This window comes from Acetobacter malorum, from assembly GCF_002153605.1.
In the GTDB taxonomy this organism is placed as follows: domain Bacteria; phylum Pseudomonadota; class Alphaproteobacteria; order Acetobacterales; family Acetobacteraceae; genus Acetobacter; species Acetobacter malorum_A.
Window position 1 is genome coordinate 137,380 of record NZ_JOPG01000010.1, and the last position, 22,508, is coordinate 159,887.

At 57.5% G+C, this 22,508-nt stretch carries 14 protein-coding genes; 8 read left to right on the top strand and 6 right to left on the bottom strand.

What is annotated here, in order from left to right; genetic code table 11:
- Window positions 1–108 precede the first annotated feature (108 nt).
- On the top strand, window positions 109–900 hold the full coding sequence (locus tag HK23_RS05685) for an acetoin reductase (protein ID WP_086653208.1): 792 nt from the start codon (window positions 109–111) through the stop codon (window positions 898–900).
- A 90-nt stretch (window positions 901–990) separates the two neighbouring features.
- Here HK23_RS05685 and HK23_RS05690 read toward each other — a convergent pair whose 3' ends face one another.
- Window positions 991–2,481: a sugar porter family MFS transporter gene (locus HK23_RS05690; protein ID WP_086653209.1), complete on the bottom strand. Its 1,491-nt coding sequence runs from the start codon at window positions 2,479–2,481 to the stop codon at window positions 991–993.
- Window positions 2,482–2,950: 469 nt separating this feature from the next.
- On the opposite strand from HK23_RS05690, the gene thiC reads away from it, so the two are divergent.
- Both thiC and HK23_RS05700 read left to right on the top strand, forming a co-directional pair.
- Window positions 2,951–4,807, top strand: a complete 1,857-nt coding sequence (thiC, locus tag HK23_RS05695) for a phosphomethylpyrimidine synthase ThiC (RefSeq protein WP_306300680.1) — start codon at window positions 2,951–2,953, stop codon at window positions 4,805–4,807.
- 310 nt (window positions 4,808–5,117) lie between these two features.
- The gene (locus HK23_RS05700) at window positions 5,118–6,764 is read left to right on the top strand and encodes a dihydroxyacetone kinase subunit DhaK (RefSeq protein ID WP_086653211.1); all 1,647 of its coding nucleotides are present in this window, start codon (window positions 5,118–5,120) and stop codon (window positions 6,762–6,764) included.
- A gap of 173 nt (window positions 6,765–6,937) precedes the next feature.
- Here the strand turns inward: HK23_RS05700 and HK23_RS05705 are convergent, their stop codons facing one another.
- The gene (locus HK23_RS05705) at window positions 6,938–9,406 is read right to left on the bottom strand and encodes a TonB-dependent receptor plug domain-containing protein (protein WP_179193814.1); all 2,469 of its coding nucleotides are present in this window, start codon (window positions 9,404–9,406) and stop codon (window positions 6,938–6,940) included.
- Window positions 9,407–9,821: 415 nt separating this feature from the next.
- The gene (locus tag HK23_RS05710; protein WP_086653246.1) at window positions 9,822–11,615 is read right to left on the bottom strand and encodes an ABC transporter ATP-binding protein; all 1,794 of its coding nucleotides are present in this window, start codon (window positions 11,613–11,615) and stop codon (window positions 9,822–9,824) included.
- Window positions 11,616–11,780: 165 nt separating this feature from the next.
- On the opposite strand from HK23_RS05710, the gene nth reads away from it, so the two are divergent.
- Window positions 11,781–12,587, top strand: a complete 807-nt coding sequence (gene nth / locus HK23_RS05715; protein WP_086653212.1) for an endonuclease III — start codon at window positions 11,781–11,783, stop codon at window positions 12,585–12,587.
- Between the two features lie 9 nt (window positions 12,588–12,596).
- Here the strand turns inward: nth and hemH are convergent, their stop codons facing one another.
- Complete coding sequence (hemH, locus tag HK23_RS05720) at window positions 12,597–13,634, bottom strand: ferrochelatase (RefSeq protein WP_086653213.1); 1,038 nt, start codon at window positions 13,632–13,634, stop codon at window positions 12,597–12,599.
- An 8-nt stretch (window positions 13,635–13,642) separates the two neighbouring features.
- Window positions 13,643–14,701, bottom strand: coding sequence for an A/G-specific adenine glycosylase (mutY, locus tag HK23_RS05725; protein WP_086653214.1), 1,059 nt, complete (start codon window positions 14,699–14,701; stop codon window positions 13,643–13,645).
- 10 nt (window positions 14,702–14,711) lie between these two features.
- Here mutY and HK23_RS05730 point away from each other — a divergent pair, with 10 nt between their 5' ends.
- Window positions 14,712–15,233: a DUF721 domain-containing protein gene (locus HK23_RS05730; RefSeq protein ID WP_086653215.1), complete on the top strand. Its 522-nt coding sequence runs from the start codon at window positions 14,712–14,714 to the stop codon at window positions 15,231–15,233.
- Between the two features lie 10 nt (window positions 15,234–15,243).
- On the opposite strand, the gene HK23_RS05735 is transcribed toward HK23_RS05730, so the two are convergent.
- Window positions 15,244–16,842, bottom strand: a complete 1,599-nt coding sequence (locus HK23_RS05735; RefSeq protein ID WP_256940085.1) for a carbohydrate porin — start codon at window positions 16,840–16,842, stop codon at window positions 15,244–15,246.
- A 1,231-nt stretch (window positions 16,843–18,073) separates the two neighbouring features.
- On the opposite strand from HK23_RS05735, the gene HK23_RS05740 reads away from it, so the two are divergent.
- The 3 genes from HK23_RS05740 (at window position 18,074) to HK23_RS05750 (ending at window position 22,303) form a co-directional block, all read left to right on the top strand.
- Window positions 18,074–20,515, top strand: a complete 2,442-nt coding sequence (locus HK23_RS05740; protein WP_086653216.1) for a membrane-bound PQQ-dependent dehydrogenase, glucose/quinate/shikimate family — start codon at window positions 18,074–18,076, stop codon at window positions 20,513–20,515.
- Window positions 20,516–20,800: 285 nt separating this feature from the next.
- Window positions 20,801–21,061, top strand: coding sequence for a hypothetical protein (locus HK23_RS05745; RefSeq protein WP_086653217.1), 261 nt, complete (start codon window positions 20,801–20,803; stop codon window positions 21,059–21,061).
- A gap of 93 nt (window positions 21,062–21,154) precedes the next feature.
- The gene (locus tag HK23_RS05750) at window positions 21,155–22,303 is read left to right on the top strand and encodes a lytic transglycosylase domain-containing protein (protein WP_086653218.1); all 1,149 of its coding nucleotides are present in this window, start codon (window positions 21,155–21,157) and stop codon (window positions 22,301–22,303) included.
- Window positions 22,304–22,508: the final 205 nt, after the last annotated feature.

Here is a 22,508-nt window from a genome sequence, read left to right on the forward strand (position 1 = left end):
GCCGGGGACACAATTCCGTGACATCTTTCTCTCTGCCCTTGTTTACTATCGCTGGTTTTTCCAGCGTGGGGCCCTGCGCAAAATGCGCTTCAAGAGGAAGATCACGCGATGTCTCTTTCAGAAAAACTTGCCGGAAAAACCGCTATCGTCACTGGGGCAGCTCAGGGAATCGGGCGTGGCATTGCCCTGCGTCTGGCCCGAGATGGCGCGGCCGTAGTGCTGACGGACCTCAAGAAAGACAAGCTGGCTGCCGTCGCTGCGGAAATTAAAGCCTTAGGCGGGAAAGCCCTCGTACAGACAGCCGATATCAGCCAGCGCGATCAGGTTTTTGCCGCAGTGCAGGAAGCCGGTAAGGCGTTCGGGCATGTGGATATCATGGTCAACAATGCCGGGATCGCGCATGTTGGCTCGCTGCTGGATGCCACGCCCGAGGATGTTGAGACCATTTTCCGCATCAATGTGCAGGGGACACTCTGGGGTATCCAGGCCGCCGCACAAGCCTTCAAGGCTCAGAAGAGCAAGGGCAAAATTATCAATGCCTGCTCCATTGCCGGGCACGAAGGCTACGCGTTTCTGGGCATCTATTCCGCCACCAAATTTGCCGTGCGTGCGCTCACGCAGGCAGCCGCCAAGGAGCTGGCTTCCGCTGGGATTACCGTCAACGCCTATTGCCCCGGCGTTGTGGGCACGGACATGTGGACTGAAATCGACCGCCGTATGGCCGAGACTACCGGGGCTGAAATTGGCGCAACCTATAAAAAATATGTGGAAGGCATCGCCCTTGGCCGGGTGGAAACACCGGATGATGTGGCAGGCTTTGTCTCCTATCTGGCCAGCGCAGATGCAGACTACATGACGGGCCAGTCCGTGATGATTGATGGCGGGCTGGTTTTCCGCTGAGGCACAGCCAGCCAGACAAGCGACCATCCAGACAAAAAGAAAGGCCCCCGAAGGAGCCTTTCTTCCATCATTCGTAAAAGAGGGGGCCTGTTAGGCCGCTGAGGGAGCTTGTGTGGTTTCTTCCTCTTCTTCCTCATCATAGGAGCGGATACGCGGGTCCTGCCCCACACGCGGCTTAAACTCGCCACGGCGCAGAGCAATCTCGATATCTTCCAGCGTTGCCCCGGCGGTTTCCGGCACAAAGAAGTAGACAAACAGCACGGACGCCAGATTGACCCCGGCATAGATCCACATGGTGCCACCCAGCGTGACAATCTGCACCAGCGTCAGCGCCGTAGAGGTGACCAGCAGATCAGCCCCCCACAGCATGGCGGCATGCACACTGGTCGCTGCGGCACGCATGGGCAGCGGGAACAGCTCAGCACCCAGCAGCCAGCCCACAACCTGAATGCCACCGGCATTAAACATCATGAACAGCAGCAGGAACGCGATAATCGCCCAGCTCCCCACGCTGCCTTTGTCCGGGTGGATCGCAAACATGATGCCCAGACCCAGCAGACTGATGACAGACCCCGGCCCCATGATGAGCACCAGACGACGGCGACCAATCCGATCCACAAAAATGCAGCCCAGCAGGGTCATGACCAGATAGACAATGGAAATGCCCAGGCTGGCCATCAGAGCGGCAGAGCTACCAAACCCGGCATCCGACAGGAAGGTCGGCGCGTAGTAGATCATCATCTCCAGACCACCGGCCTGCGTGAAGAAGGCAATCCCCAGCGCAGCGATAACAGCCGGACGTGCCCACGGCAGCATCAGGCCTTTCCAGCCGCGTTCATCCTCATCAATACCTGAGGCGTTTTCATGAATTTCCCGGATTTCCCGACGGATGGCCTTGCGGGAATTCCGCACGCGGCTGAGATGCTCAACAGCGGACGCCAGTCCTTCATTCTCCGCGGCCCAGCGGGGGCTTTTGGGCAGGAAGAACATGCACACAAACACAAACGCTGCAGGCAGAGCCGCAACGGAAATCATCGGCCGCCAGCCCCATGCATCCCGCATGGTAAAACCGACGAGGTTGGCAAGAAAAATGCCAACGCCAATGGCGACGTTAAACATGGTGACAAGATTGCCGCGCTTACTGGCAGGTGCCAGTTCCGAGATATAGGTTGGCACCACCTGCGTGGCCCCGCCTACGGCAAGCCCCAGAAAAACACGGGCAATAATCAGAGAGGTCACATCCGGTGCGCGGGAGCAGGCGACTGCGCCGAGCACAAACACGCCTGTGACCACCATCACGGAATTACGCCGCCCAAATTTTTCGGACAGCCACGACACACAGAGTGCGCCGACCACGGCCCCGACAAGAATGGCGGAGGTCACCATTTCTTCCTGACCGGAAGTCAGGTGGAAATCTTTTGTAATAAGAAGAAGAGCGCCGGAAATAATACCCGTATCATATCCATAAAGACCACCGCATATGGCAGCAACAATTGCAGCTATCCATAAGACACGGTGAGCATGAGGGGAGATTTCGACGTTCGCGATTGCTTCCTGAGCTTTGTTTCTTTCTGCTTGCATGCCTTCTTAATACCACACTTTTGCAACGATTGCATGGGAAATGACATTTTTTATTATTTTACGGCCCATCAGGTCTTTTTACACCCCTTGCAAACCGCGGGTTTTCAAGGGGTAAAGAGACAGCCGTCAAACGCCATATGCTACCAGACGTTCCCCGAAAAGTGCCTCAGCCCAAGCGGTTTTTTCTTGACAGAAACACACGGAACACTATCTGCTCCAGACCATAGACCAAGGGGGGTTCCGGCAAGGAACTGAGAGTCCACTTTGTCCGCAAGGACGCGTGGTGACCCTGCCACCAGAGGCATGCTGCTTCTGGTGGGGAACCTGATCCGGATCATACCGGCGGAGGGACTGGTGCCAGAAGATGCTCACCGCTGCAGGACCGTACACCGGTTCTCCCTGTAGCAGTCCGCTTCCGGCCTCTGTCCTCCTCTGGGCAGAGGAGAACGCTGTGACCCAAACTGACACCATCAAGACGGCCACACAGACCGTCACGGGCAACCCGAAACCCGCAAATACCGCTGCACCAGCCCCCGGGCAGGTGACAACCGGCCCCATTCGCGGCTCCAGAAAAATCTATTCCAGCCCGGAAGCGCGCCCGGATATCCGCGTACCGTTCCGTGAGATCATGCTGGACCCATCCGCCAACGAGCCGCCATTGCGCGTGTATGACACGTCCGGCCCCTACACGGATGACGGAGCGGAGATTGATGTTCGCGCCGGCCTGCCCAAACCGCGCGCCGCATGGCTTGCCAACCGTAATCTGGTGCAGGCCACCCCGCGTGCGGTCAAACCGGAAGATAATGGCAACGCACAGGGTGAGCAGCTTGTCGCCCCCTGTCCTGCCCCGCATACCGTGTTGCAGGGGCAGGCTGGCAAGCCAGTCACGCAGTATGAATTCGCAAAAGCCGGGATCATCACGGAAGAGATGATTTATGTGGCACACCGTGAAAATCTGGGCCGCCTGAAAGCTGCCGAGGATGCCGCAGCGCAACTCGCGGACGGTAACTCTTTTGATGCCGCCATGCCGACCTTTGTGACACCGGAATTTGTGCGGGACGAAATTGCCCGTGGCCGCGCCATTATTCCCGCAAACATCAATCACCCGGAACTGGAACCGGTTATTATTGGCCGCAACTTCCTTGTGAAAGTGAATGCCAATATCGGCAACTCTGCCGTCACGTCCTCCGCAGCGGAAGAGGTGGAAAAACTGGTCTGGTCCATCCGCTGGGGTGCGGACACGGTGATGGACCTTTCCACGGGCCGTAACATTCACAACATTCGTGACTGGATTCTGCGGAACGCTCCCACTCCCATTGGCACCGTGCCGCTTTATCAGGCTCTTGAGAAAGTGGGCGGTGAAGTCAGCAAGCTGAGCTGGGAAGTCTTCCGGGATACGCTGATTGAGCAGGCGGAACAGGGGGTGGATTACTTCACCATCCATGCCGGTGTGCGCCTCCAGCATGTGCCGCTGACCGCAAACCGCGTGACCGGCATTGTCTCCCGCGGCGGCTCCATCATGGCCAGCTGGTGTCTGAACGGCCACCGCGAGAGCTTTCTGTATGAGCATTTTGAAGAGATTTGCGACATCATGCGCACGTATGATGTCTCCTTCTCTCTGGGAGATGGCCTGCGCCCCGGCAGCATTGCCGATGCGAATGACGCCGCACAGTTTGCTGAACTGGAAACGCTGGGCGAGCTGACCCAGATTGCCTGGGCCAAAGGCTGTCAGGTGATGATCGAAGGGCCGGGCCATGTGCCCATGCACAAGATCAAGGAGAACATGGACAAGCAGCTGCGCGACTGTGGCGAAGCCCCGTTCTACACGCTTGGCCCGCTGACGACCGATATCGCACCGGGTTACGACCACATTACCTCAGCCATTGGGGCCGCCATGATCGGCTGGTTTGGCACCGCCATGCTCTGCTACGTCACCCCCAAAGAGCATCTGGGTCTGCCAGACCGGAATGATGTGAAAACCGGTGTGATTACCTACCGCATTGCCGCCCATGCGGCAGACCTTGCAAAAGGCCACCCCGGAGCAAAGCTGCGGGATGATGCGCTCAGCCGCGCCCGCTTCTCCTTCCGCTGGCAGGACCAGTTCAATCTGTCACTCGATCCGGATACGGCCTGCGCGTATCATGATGAAACCATGCCGAAGGAAGCTCATAAAGCCGCGCATTTCTGCTCCATGTGCGGTCCGAAATTCTGTTCCATGCGGATCAGTCAGGATCTGAAGGAAGATGCCGCCCGGATGGCCGGCATTGAGCAGAAGAACGAAGAGTTCCGCAAAGCAGGCGGCAACGTGTACGTGCCTGCGGAATAAAGCTGTTCTTTTCCCTCCCCTTTTGCACCCTACGCAGAGGGGGAGGCCCGACAGTAATGAATAGAATTCATTATCACCCCCTGAAGTTCTGATCTTCTCCAGGACCATATTCGGTTCAAATCCCCCTGCGCCAATGCAGAATTCCTGAAAATATTGCCCACTAAAAAGGCGCATTCCCTCCTATACTTTGCGCCACGCCTTGAAAAATTCATAAACCCTGAGAAATCACCAGCACTTGCCTTTCAAAAAATTTTCAAAGGATTAGAATTTTAGTCCTTGTTTTTTGGCACAACGGCAGGACCGGTTTTCTATGAAGCGTTTTTTCAACACACGCGAAACTCTCGTAACAGACTCTCTGGATGGCCTGCTGCGCTCTTCCATGGGGCAACATCTGTGCCGGCTGGATGGGTATCCCGATATTCGCGTTGTGCTGAGAAAAGAGCGTAACCCGGAGCACGTCGCGGTTATTTCCGGCGGCGGGGCCGGGCATGAGCCAACCCATGCCGGGTTTGTTGGCGCTGGCATGCTGGATGCGGCCGTGTGCGGCTCGCTCTTCGCCTCCCCCAGCGTGGACGCCATTCTGGCGGGTATTCTGGCCGTAACCGGCAAGGCTGGCTGCCTTCTGGTTATCAAAAGCTATACGGGGGACCGCCTGAATTTTGCGCTGGCCGCTGAGCAGGCCCGCAGCATGGGGTATCAGGTCGAAACCGTTGTGGTGGGGGATGATATTGCCCTGCCCGACAACCGCTTTGCCCGTGGTCTGGCAGGCACCGTTCTGGCGCATAAAATTGCTGGCTATGCCGCCAGTCAGGGTGAACCTCTGGCGCGTGTGGCCGAACGGGCCCGCGCTGCCGCTGCCCAGATGTCCTCCATTGGCCTCTCGCTGACCGACTGCAATGCCTATGACCCGGCCCATACCACCCGCCTGACAGCGGAGCAGGCCGAATTGGGTTTGGGCATTCACGGGGAACCGGGCGCGCAGCAGATTACGCTGGCACAGGCGGACACGCTGATGGCGCTGGCCGCAGACACACTTGCCAAAGCCCTGCCCGCCAAAAATGCCTCAGGCAAACACGAACGCTACGCTCTGCTTCTGAACATGCTGGGCAGCGTGCCACCCATTGAAATGACGTTGCTGCTCAACGCCTTTGCCAAAACTGATCTGGCCAAAAATACAGATCTGATTATCGGCCCGGCTCCCATGATGACGGCACTCGACATGAACGGCTTCTCGCTCACAGCCGTTCCGCTGAGCGCAGATATTCTTGCCGCCCTGACCGCACCGGTGGAACCGTGGGCCTGGCCGGGGGCTACCCCGTTTGCAGCCCCCACCGTGCGCCCTCTCCCGGCCCTGCCGGAGACATTTCGTTTCCCGCCCTCTGCATCCCCCAAAATTGAAGCGCTCATCCGGCACGCTGCCAAAACACTGATTAGTAATGCGGAAGCCCTGAATGCTCTGGATGCCCAGATTGGCGATGGGGATGCCGGCTCTACCTTTGCAGAAGGCGCTCAGGAAATTCTGAAAACGGTTGATCGCCTGCCACTGGCAAACCCTCAGGAACTATTTGCCACGTTCGGCGCTATTCTGGCTCGCCATGCCGGTGGGTCCAGTGGTGTGCTGCTCTCCATCATGTTCTCCGCCGCCGGTCGCAGCACGGACACATGGGCCGGGGCCCTGCTGGAAGGCCTGACCACCATGCAGCAGCATGGCGGAGCCAAACCGGGAGACCGCACCATGATTGATGCCCTGCACCCGGCTTTTACAGTTCTGGCTGCTGGCGGCGCACTGAAAGACGCAGCACAGGCCGCCCGTGAAGGGGCTGATGCCACCAAACGCATGACGCACGCCAACGCAGGCCGCGCCTCCTATGTGCCGGACGCCAAGCTGGCCAATATCCCCGACCCCGGCGCAGAAGCCATCGCCCGTCTGTTTGAGGCTCTCGCCAGCATGAGCTGATCCACTTTCAGCCTTCAATAAGCAGCATAAAAAAATGCCTGTGCACAATGGGGTTTCCTCCATGATGCACAGGCATTTTTTATAAGAAATCTGGATGCCTCACGCGCTGAAAGCATCCGCTGCAAGCCGACTGAACAAACTTGCAGCACACTCAAAAAATCCCCCTGACGGGATCAGAAGTTGATATCACCCCGCAGGTAATAAAAGCCGCCATTCATGCCAAGCTGGGACGTGCTCATGTAATATTGCGGTGCCCCCAGATAGCGGTTGTTATCCGGCACGCGGCTGGGACGAGCGTCAAACAGGTTATTGCCGCCCAGCGTGAGCGCCAGTCTGGGATGCACGCGGTAAGTCACTTCCAGATTGGTGATAAATTTCGGCGTATTATGGAACTGTAGGAAGTTTGTGCTGGACAGAGAGCTGGTGTTCCCGGCACCCCCATAATAGGTGAGCTGAGATGTGGTCTGGCCGTACCGGATTTCATGCACACCCACTGTCCACTTTCCGCTGGTAAAGCGGCCACCAAAAATCATCTTGCTGCGCGGATAAGCTGTGGTGAGATACGCAATACTCTGCGCATTCATCAGCGGATTACCCTGAGCATCTGTCCCCTGATGGGACAGACGGGTGCGGTTAAGGTTGATCGCCACATCCCAGTCAATACGCCCAATAGTGCCCAGCTGGGTCGGGTAGGTCGCCGTCAGGTCCAGTCCCTGTGTGCGGGTACTGGCCACGTTGGCAAACCAATGCGTGGACAGAGAAGACGCACTCCATGTGTTCACATCACTTGGCAGGCTAAAGCCGTTCATGGTGAGCGCCGTCGCGGCCTGCTGACCGTAAACCTGCCCGCCGGGCATGATCTGGTCGCGCAGGTTGATCTGATACACATCGACTGTCACATGCAGTTTGCGGAACGGCTCCATGACAATCCCGCCGCTGACGTTCGTGGAGCGTTCCGGCTTGAGCGGGGAAGCCCCGTTAGCCAGTGCACCCGGAGAATTCACGGCAATCAGGCCACGTGCTGCCGTGGGAGAAATGGCCAGCGCACTATAATGTTCCTGTGCCAGTGTCGGCGCATGGAAGCCATTGGAGATGGTCGCACGGAAAGCCAGACGTGGAGAGACCTCATAGCGGGTGGAAACCTTACCGGTTTCCGTATCCCCCACATCCGTATAATGCTCGTAGCGGCCAGCAAGATCCACCTGCCAGTGGCGTGTCAGATGTGTGGAAACATCGATATATCCAGCCACAACATCACGGCTGAAGTTGCCTGCATTGCCGGGGTTGGTTCCCGCCATGGCATCGGACCCGCTGCCATATAAAGAGTCTGCATCCCCCGTGCCTATGGAATAGCTTTCATACCGGTAGGATGCCCCGCCTGCGACATTGATCTCATGCGGCCAGCCGGAGAACCTGAACTTGCGCGAGAGGTCGAAATTGTTGCTCCACTGGGAGTTGTTAAAGCCCTGCACGTCAAAATTTGTCGGCGTGCGGCCTGTGTCTTTCTCAAGAGCCAGGTTGGCGGAGTTGGTCAGACCGATATTGTCAAAATCGCGCCCGTAAACTGTAGAAAGATCCCAGTTCCAGCCAGCGAGTTTTCCTTTGACACCGGCCGTCAGCTCGAAATCATTTTCTTCGATCGTTTCCAGAGGCGAGTAGCCACCCGGATAAATGGCCGCATAACCGGGATAGTTCGCCAGAGAACTGGCCAGACGATAATTCTGGTAGGATTCCGCATGCCGGTGCGCGTATGTGCCCGTACCGTAAAGCTGGATGCTGTCCGTCAGATCATACCCGGCTTTAATGGCAACGCTTTCACGCGTTTGTTCCGGCTGGCCCAGCACGTAATTGTTTTTCTGGCCGGTGCGGGCATCTGGCGCACTGCGGAAGGTGTGGTCGGTATGATAAAAATCGCCGCTCACATGCACAAAACCACGGCTGCCGAGCTGCGCGCCCCCATCCAGATACACGCCCTGCTGGAAGCCATCCTTGGCCGCGGTAATGCCGGAGATGGATTCCGCATGGAACCCGTGATCCTGCTTTTTGAGGATGATGTTCACCACCCCCGCCACGGCGTCTGACCCATACTGGGCGGACGCCCCGTCACGCAGCACTTCCACATGGTCAATGGCGGCCATGGGAATCATGTCGATATCCACAGCCGTAGACCCCTGCTGCGGGCCGGGGTCAGCATAGATATTGGCTGTGGTGTGGCGACGTTTTCCGTCCACCAGCACCAGTGTTTCATTCGGGTTCAGGCCGCGCAGACTGATGGAGTCCGTCAGCGCGCCACTATCAAACCCGCCGGTCGGCATGGTGAGCGACGGCAGAAGCTGGGCGAGTGCTTCCCGCAGGTTGGGCTGGCCAGTCTGGTTCAACTGTTTGGCCGAGACGACATCAATGGGAGAAAGACTCTCGCGTGCCTTGCGGCCGCCTGTCTCACGCGTGCCGGTAACAATCACGGACTCTTCGCCCTCTGCAGCAACCGGTCCGGGCGCCGCAACGGTTCCACGCAGCGTGCGCACCTGCTGCGGCGTCAGCGTAGCGGGCGCAGCGGTTGTGGCTGTGCCAGAAGTCACCGGGCCAGCGGCAGGATGCACCGCAGCTGGGCGAGCGGCCTGCGCCGTGGCTTTATGCGGCACAGACTGGGCGGCTGCATGTTTTACGGTTTTTCCGGATGCCTCTCCCTCCGCCGCAAACGCCTCCCCTCCGGCAAAGCCGGACAGCAAGGTGGCGGCCAGCAGAGCAGAGGAAAACCCACGGCCACAGACCGATGCGTGTCCCTGTGCTGAACGGACCCGAATAATAGTCTCTGACGAAAAACCTTTGCGCACAGCAGAACGCTCCCAAGCACATGTTTAATAAACACATATATTGCGTGTTTATGTATAACACTCTTATTGATGTGCAATTAGGGGAGGCGCGTATTTCGTCGTATTATTCCCGATGTGTGCTCATCCTGCAACAGAGTGCCACCTCTGGGCCGCACCTTCCCTGCTTCTTCAGCAAGGCAAACCAAAGCAAGGAGCCAACGCGCCCTGCCCCGGAAAGTTTCTGTTACAGGGACTGAAGATTATAGAGCCTGCGATACAGGCCATCCGGCTTCTGCACCAGTTCCGCATGGGGGGCGTCTTCCACCACCTGCCCGCGCTCAAACACCAGAATACGGTCCAGATCGACCACCGTAGCCAGACGGTGCGCAATGACAATTACCGTGCGGCCTTCCATCAGGCGTTGCATGGCGTCCTGCACCAGAGATTCAGATTCTGAATCAAGGCTGGCCGTGGCTTCATCCAGCACCAGAATGGGGTTATCGGCCAAAAAGGCGCGGGCGATGGCCACACGCTGGCGCTCACCGCCAGAGAGCTTAACACCCCGTTCCCCCACCAACGTCTGATACCCATCAGGCAGGCGCGCAATAAAGTCGGACGCATTGGCCAGACGGGCGGCTTCTTCAATTTCCGCCTGTGTGGCATCCGGGCGACCGTAGGCAATATTGTCCGCCAGACTGCGATGGAACAGAGTTGGCTCCTGCTGCACAATGGCAATTTCCGACCGCAGGCGAGACTGGCTGACCGTGGCGATATCCACGCCATCAATCAGAATCCGGCCACCATTGAGCGGATAAAGCCGCTGTAGCAGCTTGGTGAAGGTCGATTTACCAGACCCGGACGGCCCCACCAGCCCCACGCGGCTGCCGGGCGCAATCGTCAGACTGAGGTCTGTAAAAATAGGCCGTGTCTGACCGGGATACTGGAAGGACACATGCTCGAACCGGATTTCCCCGTCCCGAATGGTAAACGGCTGCACAACGGGCAGATCTTTCACACCCGGTTCAGTCCGCCACAGCTCAATCAGCTCTTCCATTTCATTCACAGAGCGCTGCACGACGGACACCTGCTGGCCGATGTCCCGCAGATAGCCCTGCACCAGAAACGTCATGGTCAGCACATAGGCCAGATCCCCGGGCCCCGCCTTGCCGTCCAGCCACAGCCAGACAGCAGCACCGGACAGGATGACGCGCATGGCCGTCACCATCAGGTTCTGAATGCTGGCGCTGTTGGTGCCACGCGTCCAGGTGTGGCAGGTCTGCTTCTTCCATTCAGACACAACCTGCATCAGCCGGCTTTCTTCCCGCTCTTCTGCGCCAAAGGCTTTCACTACGGCGTTGCAGGTGATGGCATCCGCTAACGCCGCGCCCATCTTGCTATCCCACTGGTTAGCCTCACGGGCCGAAGGTGCCACATACCGCAGCGTGAGCAGGCAGGAGCAGGTGATAAACACCGCCGAAAGCACACCCAGCAGCACACCCATAAGCAGCCAGTGCCATGCCAGCACCAGTGTGGTGAGCACCAGCAGACAGGCTTCTGGAATAAGCATCAGCAGCAGTGTGTCATCCAGCATGTCCACGGCCCACATGCCACGCGTCAGCCGCCGCACGGTGGAACCCGCAAAGGTATTGGCATGCCAGTCCGTGGAGAGCCGCTGCACATGCGCAAAGGCCTGCCCGACAATTTTCTGCATTACCTGCGTGCTCAGATGCGTAATGCCCAGATACGCCGCACGCTTGCCCAGCACATTGCCCACGCCACAGGCGGCCATACCGGCGAGCATCCATAAGGCATCCCGGATCAGGCTGGATTCTGCGGCAGGCTGCGCCACGTCGGACACCAGACGCCCTGCCAGAACCGGCATCAGCACATCCAGCAGGGTGGCAAACATCACCCCGGCAACTGTGACGGTCAGCGGGCGGGGGAATTCCATCCACCGTCGCATGACAAACTTCAGAACATCGACAAACAGGTTTGGCCCCCGTACGGCACGACCCGTATCGGAAGAGGAGGTACTCATCAGAACAATCCGAAAAAAGGGAGAAAACAGCGAACCTCGGCTGAGGTCTGGTTCTGTGTCTGTATCGTGCGGCCTCATTTTTAGCAAACAGTCTGACTCTTACCGCGGCTCGATTCCGGCTAACCGGAGATAGACGCCAACGCCCCGCACGCGGTAGAGTTTGCCATGGCCAGACAGACACGCACCCCTGCCAAGGCAGAGGGTCAGCCCCCAAAATCCTCCGCTGCCGGACGCAAGACGGCAAAGGCCGCAAAGCCTGCCCCCTCCACCGCAGCAGACAGCAAGACGACGGCTCCCCGTGACATGACGAAGCCGGAAATTGTGCAGTTTCTTACGGACCTTGAGCGCGCCTGGCCGGATGCGGAAACGGAACTGCATTACAGCACACCGTTCACGCTGCTGATTGCCGTCGTGCTCTCCGCACAGGCAACGGATGCCTCCGTCAACCGTGTAACCCCGGCTCTGTTTGCCGCAGCCCCCAATCCGGCGGCCATGGTGGCGCTGGGAGAAGACGGCGTGGGGGAACTGATCCGCACCATCGGCCTGTGGCGTAACAAGGCGAAAAATGTGGTGGAGCTTTCCCGCCAGCTTCTGGAACGCCACAAAGGCGAAGTGCCCGGCACGCGGGAAGAGCTGGAAGCACTGGCCGGGGTGGGTCGTAAGACCGCCAATGTGGTGCTGAATGTCGCCTTCCATCAGCCTACGGTGCCGGTGGATACCCATGTCTTCCGGCTGGCCAACCGCACGGGACTGGGGCGCGGCAAAACAGTGGAAGCGGTGGAAGCCGCTCTTGAACGGCGCATCCCCAAAGAGATGATCCGCGATTCCCACCACTGGCTGATCTTGCAGGGCCGCTACGTGTGCAAAGCCCGCAAACCCGAATGCTGGCGTTGTGCGGCCAGTGATCCGTGCCTGTATCCTGTTAAAACAGACCGACCCGTGATCAAGCCACCACGGCAGACAGCAGGATAACGCTGCCTCTTACAGCCAGCCTGCCAGTTCCTGCCGGGTGAGCTGTTCCAGCACGTCAATGGCTTCTACACTATCATTCAGGCAGGGGATGAGGGTGAATTCCTCCCCACCTGCCTTGATGAAGTCTTCACAGACCTCGTTGCCAATTTCATCCAGCGTTTCAATACAATCCGTCATGAAGCCGGGCGTGATAACAGCAATGCGCTTCACGTCTTTTTCCGGCAGGCCTGCAATAAACGGCGCCGTGTAAGGCTCTAGCCATTTGGTGGGGCCAAAGCGGGACTGGAAGGTAAGCGGCAGCGTAGCCTCATCCATCCCCAATGCCTCACGCAGAGCTTTTACGGTCCGCTGACAGTCCGCAAGGTAGGAATCCCCCTTGTCCACATACTCCTGAGGCAGACCGTGGAACGAGGCCACCAGCATTTGCGGCGGCGTATCCAGTGTGGCCATTGTCTTACGAACGGAACTTGCCAAAGCCTCAATATAAGTCGGATCATCCGGGAACGCCGGCAGCGTGCGAAGAGCGGGCTGATTACGGAGCGTCATCAGAAAACGGAACAACTGATCATTCGCGGTCGCGGTCGTGGTAGCGCTGTATTGCGGATAGAGCGGCACGGCCAGAATACGGTCACACCCATGTTCCAGCAGTTCACGCACCCCGGCCTCAACGGACGGCGAGCCATAGCGCATGGCCCAGGCGACCGGCACGTTGTCAGCCGCAAACCGGGCGTGCAGCCCCTCGGCCTGCCCGCGCGTGTAACCACGCAGGGGGCTTTCATTTTTCTCTTTGTCCCAGATGCGCTCATAGGCTTTGCCGCTCTTGCCGGGGCGGACCGTCAGCACCACGCCTTGCAGGATGGGCTGCCAGAGCACCGGGGAGCCTTCAATCACCCGTCTGTCCGAAAGGAATTCGGACAGATACCGCCGCACGGCCCGATACCCCGTATCATCCGGGGTGCCCAGATTGAGCAGCAGAATACCCGGACGACCTTCATGCCGCGCTTTACCGTTGGGCTGTTTACGGGGGGGAATGTGGTGGAAGACCATGAAACCTCTTACAGAGCTTTAAGCCCCAGTTTTATGCATTTGAGCATGACGGAGGGTAAGGAAAGCCCGGCCACGCTGCCAACTGGCGCCAGAAAACCCGACTGCACAGCCTGATTGGAAAAATGCTGCACCCGTGCAGCGTAAACTGTGACCTCAAGCGTGAAATGCGTAAACACATGCCGCACCACACCACAGGCCTGCCAGGAGGCCTTGCAGGGAGCCTGCTCCAACGCCCCGGCCTCTGACCAGGGCTCCAAACGCCAGTCCGTGCCGGGAAGTTCCGTCATGGCTGCCAGTAGCCCGGTTTCCGGCCTTTTCCGCAACAGCACCTGCTCCGCCGCATCCACCGCCAGAAAATGCGCGCCATAACGCACAGGCCGCGCCACCTTGGGGGCCTTGCGCGGCAGGGTGGCAGCAATGCCGGCTTTTTGCGCGGCACAGTTCTCCCGCCAGGGGCACAGACCGCAGGCCGGAGACCGCGGCGAACACAGGGACGCGCCCAGATCAAACAACGCCTGCGCAAAATCGGAAGGACGCGCCTGTGCTTCCGGGCACCCGTTCAACCCCTCAGCCAGCTTCGCCAGCGTTTTGCGGGCCGCCGGTAGCGGCTCTTCCACCGCAAACAGACGGGACGTGATACGCTCCACATTGCCATCCACCGGCACCACCGGCACGCCAAACGCAATGGCTGCCACTGCCGCTGCTGTATACGCCCCCACACCCGGCAGAGCGCGCAGACCAGCCACATCCTGTGGAAAGCCCCCCAGTGCCACAACCTGTTGCGCGCAGGCATGCAGGTTTCTGGCGCGGGAGTAATAGCCCAGCCCAGCCCATGCGGAGAGCACATCATCGCGGTCCGCCGCCGCCAAAGCCTGCACGGTGGGGAATTTTTCCAGAAAACGATGATAATATGGACCAACAGCCTTGACCGTTGTCTGCTGAAGCATGATCTCGCTCAGCCAGACATGATATGGGTCAGCATGCTGATCGACCTCGGCACGCCATGGCAGAGTGCGGCGATGTCTGTCATACCAGTCGAGCAGGGATCGGGCGGATGGCTTTTTCACGGAGAGTGTTATGACGAAGGAGAGTGCCTCCGGCAAGACAACAGGGCGCAAAACTGCCACGACCCAAAAAGCGCAAACGCCGCCCCCGCCGCCGCGCCGGGCGATGACGGCCCGCAGTCTGGCCGCCCTGCTGCCCAATGTTACAGCACCGGCTTTCAAGAAACGCTCCCCGGCAGGCGTGCAGCTTTTTACGGACTGGGCTGATATTGTCGGCCCGGCGCATGCCGCCGTCACCACGCCCCGCAAATTGTCTGCCGGCACCCTGAGTATTGCGTGCGCCGGGCCGGTCGCCATGGAGCTCCAGCATCTGAGCGATGCCCTGATTGCGCGCATCAATACATGGTGCGGACAGGCTCTGGTGGCGCGTCTGCGTTTTGTGCAGGACCCGGCAGCCGGACAACGCATTACCGCTCGCCGCACGCCTAAAGCCGCCACCCGCCCATGCCATCTGCCGGATATGGAAGACAGCCCCTTGAAGGAGGCGCTGGAATCTCTGGGCGCGCATATCGTGCAGAAAAAAAGCGGGCGCTAAGAAAAGCGCCTCACAGATTAGCAATCACTTTTAACCCTACCAGCGCGGCATCTGGCCTGCGAGAGGTTTCACCCGGACGTATCATATATTGAAATTCGGGTTGAACCAGAACACCGGGAACGGCATCGATTGCGTAATAGGCTTCAATAACGTGAGAGTCCGTCTGCGGTGCCAGAACCTGAGCGCCCAGAGAAAGACCGGCATCCCGCGCATATATTTGCCCAAGCTCCTTGCGGTGACTGACGTGGTACCAGGAATATAAAATTCCCAGCCTGTCCGTCAGACGACCCGGAATGACACCATTGAAGGACAGTCCTCCATAGGCTTCATCAGAGATAGAGGAGACATGCGGCGTGTTATGAATATACCCCGCCATGAGGTACCCGCCGGCCATCTGATTGCGGCCGCCTTTTCGGTAAATCATCTGGTCACCTTCAAACCAGAACATATCCATTGGGGCACTATGCAGGCGGCCCGCAGCCACCACCTTGTTGGCCGGAGACGTTCCCAGAACGTCCGGATAGCGCGACGTATCATGCGCATACCCAAAAACATAATGTCCTGGCAGGCGGTTTCGCGTCAGGAAGGGTTGCCATGTGAACTCTATTGGCAACATCAGGCCCGTGGTGTTTTCACTCCCCCACGCCCACCCGCTGGGGTTATCAGCAAGCGGGCTGACCTGATACGCCCCCAGTTGCACCATGGTATCCCGCGTGGGGCGAAAGCGCACACGGCTACCCCATGTGGCTTTTGGGTAAACGGCAAATCCCGGATCAACCTTCAAAGCCACAGGTGCCGAGCAGGTTACCATAAAAGAACAAATAAGCGGCGATGTTGCAAAAACATGCGTCAGAGACATACGGCCGAACGTGATATCCATGCGGTTCTGAAGAAACTTTTTCTCCGCATAGAAATCGACCAGATGGGCCACGACATGCCCGGAAAGTCCATAAACTTCCATGAGGTTTACATAATAATCCCCAACCCGATCATGAGACACCTCCCGTCCGGCACGGTTCATAAGCAGAGTATGGATAGACCACCCGTTCCAGCCGGCCAGCTTTCCCAGATCAAAGTTCATCTGCAAGGTCAGCTCATGCACATAATCCATGCCGCGCTGCATACCGCCGTGGATATTGGCCATGGCTTCTCCCTTATACGTAAAGGAGAAAACAAAGCCTTTTTTCTGTAGCCTTTCTCTAAATGGCATAATCAGAGGAACAAGATGGCCGCTCCCGGCGGTGGGAACATAATAGGGGTCATCCATATCCGTGCGGCGCTGGGCATCCACTTCTGAGGGAAGAAGCCAGGACGGTCCTTCTTTTCCCGTCAGATCATCCAGCTCCAGTTTATGGAAGGTCCTGGCGCTTTGATATTCATCAACACTGGGAACATCCATTGTCGCCAGACCGGGCCAGGGTGCCACGGGCACACCACTTGCCGGGAGCGGAGAGTTTTTTGGTCGCACAAGCACACGGGCATCCGGTTGGGATGGGTCATCCTGAGACGGTGTTCCGGAAAGGACATCGACATAAACGGTTTTTTTGGTCGGAGACGATAAGACATTGGCGTCCTGGGCATGAGCGACACCGGAAGAGAGAGTGAGCAACAGGCTTCCTGCAAGCGTACCCCCCTTCAAAGCAAAAGACGGTTTGAACACAGGGAATCTGTTGCAGAATTTGCGATACATCATCTGACCATGGATAAGTTTCAGCACTCTGGCCAGAAAGTGCCCGGTTAAAGCGTGGAAAGCTGGAGTTCTGACCCAACAAGAGAGACGCTTTTCAACAGAACTCTCCAATTCAGATCACGCATTTCAAAATCCAACAATTTTTAAAACGGACTCTGACACATCAGGGTCCGCCTTCCGCCAGGAATATCCTCTCCCACCCGGAAAAGGACAAAATGCGATAGCATGTTTTGTTCAGAGGTCTTTAAAAAAAGAACAGTATAAAAAACACAAAACCGTTACATGTTATAAGCATAGAAAATAAATATAAAGTAATTTTGTAATTTTTACGGTGTTTTTTGAGATTTTACTGTAGAACACACAGCAAGAAGCGGCTGGCCAGTCTCCAGAAATCCTAAAGGAAAAACAGAAAACGTTAGATATTATAAACAAGAATATCGTACTGTTACTCCAGACTCTTCCTTACCTAACCAAAGAGACGCATCAAGAACGATAGAGTAAGACGCCTTGAAACCATCGCGTTTTAGTGTTGCTGTGCATGAACTCTTTAAGGCGCTGAAAAGCACCCAATGTCCAATATATGAAAGATGGATCTTCCATATTTTTTCTATATAGATACCCTTAAGAATTAACATTCTGGCTTGCTGATATTTCATAGAAAAATTTAACCTTATCAAGGAGTTGCATTTCTTTTTACAAAACAAGATCCGCACCTGTTTCCAGATGACCATTCTGCTAAAAAGCGTGACCTCTCACCGGAACGTTACCTCGAATGAAGGGCACAAGAGCGCCTTTATTACGGGGAGAGACGCCAGAAACGCTCCGGCTCAGCCTGTCGTATGACGCAGGAACAGAACCTGCCTTTTGGTATCAAAGCTCTCTTTAGAAGAGCGACGCCCCTCAACCTTAGTAAGTTTTATGAAAATTCACCGTTTTTATAGAGATTTTATCCAAACACCTTCTTGACAGAACCAGACATATTGGACACAGAGCATTTTCCGCTCCTCTGGAAGCAATGATGACAGACTCTTTCCCTCAAAAGACACCTTGCGGGGAAAAATCTCTTATCAGAAGCCAGTGTATCTGGATTTAGTCGTAACCTCGGCCCGGCACCCTGCTGTCAGGACGATTTCAATACTGGAGTGATAGCATGGGTGACGGTCAACCCGTAGATCACCATTCTCCGCTAGGTGGCATTTATCGTGCCATCTTTTCTGTCATCAGCCTTGCTGCCGGGCTGGCGCTTGCTTACGGTGGCGTAAAGCTTCTGATGCTCGGCGGCTCAGCGTATTACCTGCTGGCCGGGATCGCGTATTGTGCTCTGGCCATTCTGGTTTTTCTGAAGCACCCTTCTACCCTGATCGTGTCTGCGGTTGTTTTCGCCGCCACCTTTATCTGGGCACTGTGTGACACACCGGAAATTGGCTACTGGGCCCTATTGCCGCGTCTGGTTGTGCCAGCCATTCTCTTCGCCCTCAATCTGTGGGCCGTTGCGACGTTCCCGGCTACGCCCTCATCCCTCCGGCGAGGCAGTGTTTTTGGTGGCCTTGGTCTTGTCGGCTGTTTGCTGGTGACACTCGTAGAAGCCTTCTTCCCCCACGGGCAGATCAGCAACCCAAATGCAGCGTCAGCCAATCCGCAGGTTGCTCTGGCTGGTAAGTCTGACGCACCGGAGGATTGGGAATTCTTTGGGCGCAATGCTCAGGGTACGCGTTACGCACCATACACCCAGATCACACCAGACAATGTCAGCAAGCTGAAAGTCGCCTGGGTTTATCATACGGGCAGAAGAACCCATGGTCCGGGTGCCGGGGTTGATGAAAACACGCCGCAGCAGATTGGCAATGTCCTGTATTCCTGCACACCGGAAAACCTGATTACGGCTCTGGAAGCGGATACCGGGAAAGAAATCTGGAAATTCGACCCCAAAGCGCATTCGGCTGAGCATGTTACCTGCCGTGGCGTTGGCTATTACGATGCCACAAAAGATGCGAGCCTGACCGCTGAAGACAAAGCCGCGGATGAGGCTGCGCCGATGTGCCATCAGCGTATTCTGGTTTCCACCGTGGATGCCCGCTTTATTGCACTGGATGCCCATACGGGTGCGGAGTGCTCCGGGTTTGGTGAAAACGGTGTTGTAGACCTGAAAAAACAGATGGGGCCGGCTGCTGGTGGCAAACGCTATCACCCCACCTCCATCCCTGTTGTTATGGGTCATGTTGCGGTTATTGGCGGCTGGGTGCGTGATATTGTTCACGGTGAACCCTCCGGCGTTGTCCGGGCTTACGATGTAAGGACCGGGGCTCTGGTCTGGGCCTGGAATGTTGGTGATCCGGAAAACACCGGCGCTCCTGCGGAAGATCAGACCTACACGCTGGAAACCCCCAACGTCTGGACCGTCCCGACCTATGATAAAGAGCTGAATCTCGTCTATCTGCCCACCGGCAATGGACCGCCTGACTACTGGGGTGGAGACCGGACGGTTGCCAAAGAAAAATTTGGCGCTGCTGTTGTGGCGGTGGATGCCTCTACCGGCAAAACAAAGTGGGTCTTCCAGACAGTTCATCACGACGTCTGGGATTATGACCTGCCGTCTCAGCCGGTTCTGTATGATGTGACCAACGCTCAGGGTGAAAAAGTCCCGGCGCTGATCCAGACAACCAAGACCGGACATATCTTTGTTCTTGACCGCCGCACCGGCACGCCGGTGACGGAAGTTCAGGAACGCCGCGTTGCCACCTCGCCCGCAGCACAGGGCGAACACCTCTCCCCCACTCAGCCGTTCTCTGTTGGCATGCCCACCATTGGGGCTGACCCGCTGACGGAAAGCTCCATGTGGGGCGTCAGCACGTTTGACCAGCTTTATTGCCGCATCATGTTCAAGGATTCGGTTTATGAAGGTCCGTTCACGCCGCCGGGTGAAAAACCCTATATCGAATGGCCCAGCCTGCTGGGTGGCATGAACTGGGGGGGCATCTCTATTGATGAAGCCCGTGGCGTCATGTTTGTAAATGACATGCGCATGCCCCTGCGTATGTCCCTGGTGAACCTTGAAGAAGCCAAGAAGTATAAGGTCGCAACGGACGAAGTACCGGGCTTTATGGGCACCATGCGCCCGCAGGTAGCTGGTTCTTATGCTGGTGTGCGCATTGATATTCTTCAGTCTCCGCTGCAGGTGCCCTGCAACACGCCGCCCTTCGGCACCATGAGCGCCATTGATCTGCATACCAAGAAACTGCTGTGGCAGGTGCCCATGGGCACAACACAGGATCTCGGCCCGATGGGAATCAAAACCCACCTGCCGGTTCCTATGGGTATGCCTACTCTGGGTGGCCCGACTTCCACAGCATCCGGTCTGGTCTTCTTTGCTGGCACACAGGACTATTATCTGCGTGCGCTGGATTCCGGCACAGGTAAGGAAGTCTGGCGTGAGCGTCTGCCGGTTGGCGCTGTTGCCGCTCCCCTCATTTTCCGCTCCCCCAAAACGGGTAAGGAATATGTAGTGATCTCAGCCGGTGGCATGAGCCACTCTCCGGATGTAGGTGACTATATTATTGCCTACACGCTGCCGGATGATGTTGCGGCCAAATAAACGGCCCCGAACACACGAACCAGAGCCTAGGAAAATCCCCACTTTTGTGGGGATTTTTTTTGCTCTGTCTTCCAAAATCAAAACCTTATGACACGCCTGTTAATCTTATTTTCAGATGCTTCCTTTAAAATGACATAGTGTTGGTGCGTTAGAGCCTCCACAACAGGTCCATCAGGGCCCTTTCGGCACGTCCCCTTTCTGCAAAAGGTGCTGTGTCCGAACTTTGCGGTCACGCTGAGAAAAACAGCCAGCCGCATGTTTCAGACGACTAACAGGACCCAGACTATGCTGAAGAAGACGGAGCATGCTCCAACAGTTCGTACCACCGCCGCCCGCCTCGCCCTGCGCCGCCATGGGCGCGAAAGCCTTTCAGACCTCCAATTTCTGGAAGAATGGGCAACCACCCCCAGCAATGATGCTGCCAGCATCTTGCGGGCAGGCCAGATCCGGCGCACCAACCCGGACCTGATGCACGATATTACGACCGGCATCCGCCAGTCCGCGGATGGCCAAAACCATGGGCAACCCACGCGCCGGATTGCCTGACGCACTCAGCCCTGAGTGCTTCTCCACACGGCAATGCCCCGATCTGCTCAGGTTGTGATTGCATCCGGCTTTCAGGAAAGGCACCATGCGCGCATGGTTCGGACTTTTCTTCTCCCCGGAACAGCACAAAAGAGAAAACGCACGCTTTGCTCGCTGTTTCTGGGTGGGCTGGCAGCACTCTCTGCCTGTGCCGGGCCAACACGCTCAACATACCGCGCCCCCGGTGCGGCGCTCAACCCGTGGGGGCCCTATATTCAGGAAGCCTCCACACGGTTTTCCATCCCGCAGTCATGGATTCGCGCCATCATGCAGCAGGAGTCCGGCGGCCACCAATATATGCATGGCCGGCCCATCCGCTCCATCCACGGGGCGGTCGGCCTGATGCAGATCAAGCCTGATACCTACAGAGAACTGGCCAAACGCTACCATCTGGGATCGGACCCGTACAACCCGCATGACAACATCATGGCGGGCAGCGGCTACATCCGCGAACTATATGACCGTTTTGGCTCTCCGGGCTTTGTGGCCGCTTACAACTGCGGCCCGCAGTGTGAGGAAAACCACCGGAGCCGCGGCACAAGCCTGCCCTCCTACGCGCGGACCTATCTGGCCGCTGTCAGCCCGCATCTGAATGACCCGGTTCCGGCCATCGCCACCACGACCGAGATGGCGTATGCCACAGCCCCCAGTGCGACCATACCTCAGCAGGTCGCCGTTCCGGCCAGCCCACCAGCTTATCGCGTCGTTGCAGCCTCTGCTCCGGCCACCGTGGCGGTTGCCAGCACACCAGCCGTAAGCCCCGTCGGAACGGCAACGGCTCCCCCGCTTCCTGCTGATGACCTTGCTCCCCCAGCTCCCTACACATCAGACGGAGATATTGTTGTCTCCTCCGCTACCGGGACTGCTGCCGCTGGTCAGGCCTTAACAACCCCTGTGGTCACACCCGCATCCTATACCGCCCCGGCGGCTACTACGGTGTGGCAACAGGATACGGGGGGAAATGCCATGATTCAGATTGGCGCATTTTCCACGCAGGAACGGGCTCTTCAGGCGGCCGCTCTGGCCAGACACTCTTCTGGCGGGTTAGCGAGTGCCGTCAACCGGATTGAACTGATCCCCACCACGAATGGGCGCCAGATCTGGCGGACACGGCTGGCTGGCCTCTCAGCAACACAGACAGGCCCCATCTGCTCGCAACTTCGCCAGCAGGGACTGTCCTGTATTCTGGTTGTAGAACAATAATTTCTCCTGATTTTCAGCCCGAATCGCACCGCCATTCTGCTCCCGGCGCTGGCAGCGGCCTCTGCTCCCGGGCAGTATAAGCAGGCAAATGAGTATGCCGGACGCTTTAAAAAAGGGAGGCTTCCTGCAGGACGACGCAGTCCCCCTCCGCCCCTTGTCCGCAGAGAGCGTAAGCAGACGCTTGGCGGGATTGCCCCGACAGGAT

Coding starts and splice junctions, on each gene's coding strand:
- HK23_RS05685 (WP_086653208.1), top strand. CDS start 109: ATGTCTCTTTCAGAAAAACTTGCCGGAAAAACCGCTATCGTCACTGGG.
- HK23_RS05690 (WP_086653209.1), bottom strand. CDS start 2,481: ATGCAAGCAGAAAGAAACAAAGCTCAGGAAGCAATCGCGAACGTCGAA.
- HK23_RS05700 (WP_086653211.1), top strand. CDS start 5,118: ATGAAGCGTTTTTTCAACACACGCGAAACTCTCGTAACAGACTCTCTG.
- nth (WP_086653212.1), top strand. CDS start 11,781: ATGGCCAGACAGACACGCACCCCTGCCAAGGCAGAGGGTCAGCCCCCA.
- hemH (WP_086653213.1), bottom strand. CDS start 13,634: ATGGTCTTCCACCACATTCCCCCCCGTAAACAGCCCAACGGTAAAGCG.
- HK23_RS05750 (WP_086653218.1), top strand. CDS start 21,155: ATGGTTCGGACTTTTCTTCTCCCCGGAACAGCACAAAAGAGAAAACGC.
- HK23_RS05710 (WP_086653246.1), bottom strand. CDS start 11,615: ATGAGTACCTCCTCTTCCGATACGGGTCGTGCCGTACGGGGGCCAAAC.
- HK23_RS05745 (WP_086653217.1), top strand. CDS start 20,801: ATGCTGAAGAAGACGGAGCATGCTCCAACAGTTCGTACCACCGCCGCC.
- HK23_RS05730 (WP_086653215.1), top strand. CDS start 14,712: ATGACGAAGGAGAGTGCCTCCGGCAAGACAACAGGGCGCAAAACTGCC.
- HK23_RS05740 (WP_086653216.1), top strand. CDS start 18,074: ATGGGTGACGGTCAACCCGTAGATCACCATTCTCCGCTAGGTGGCATT.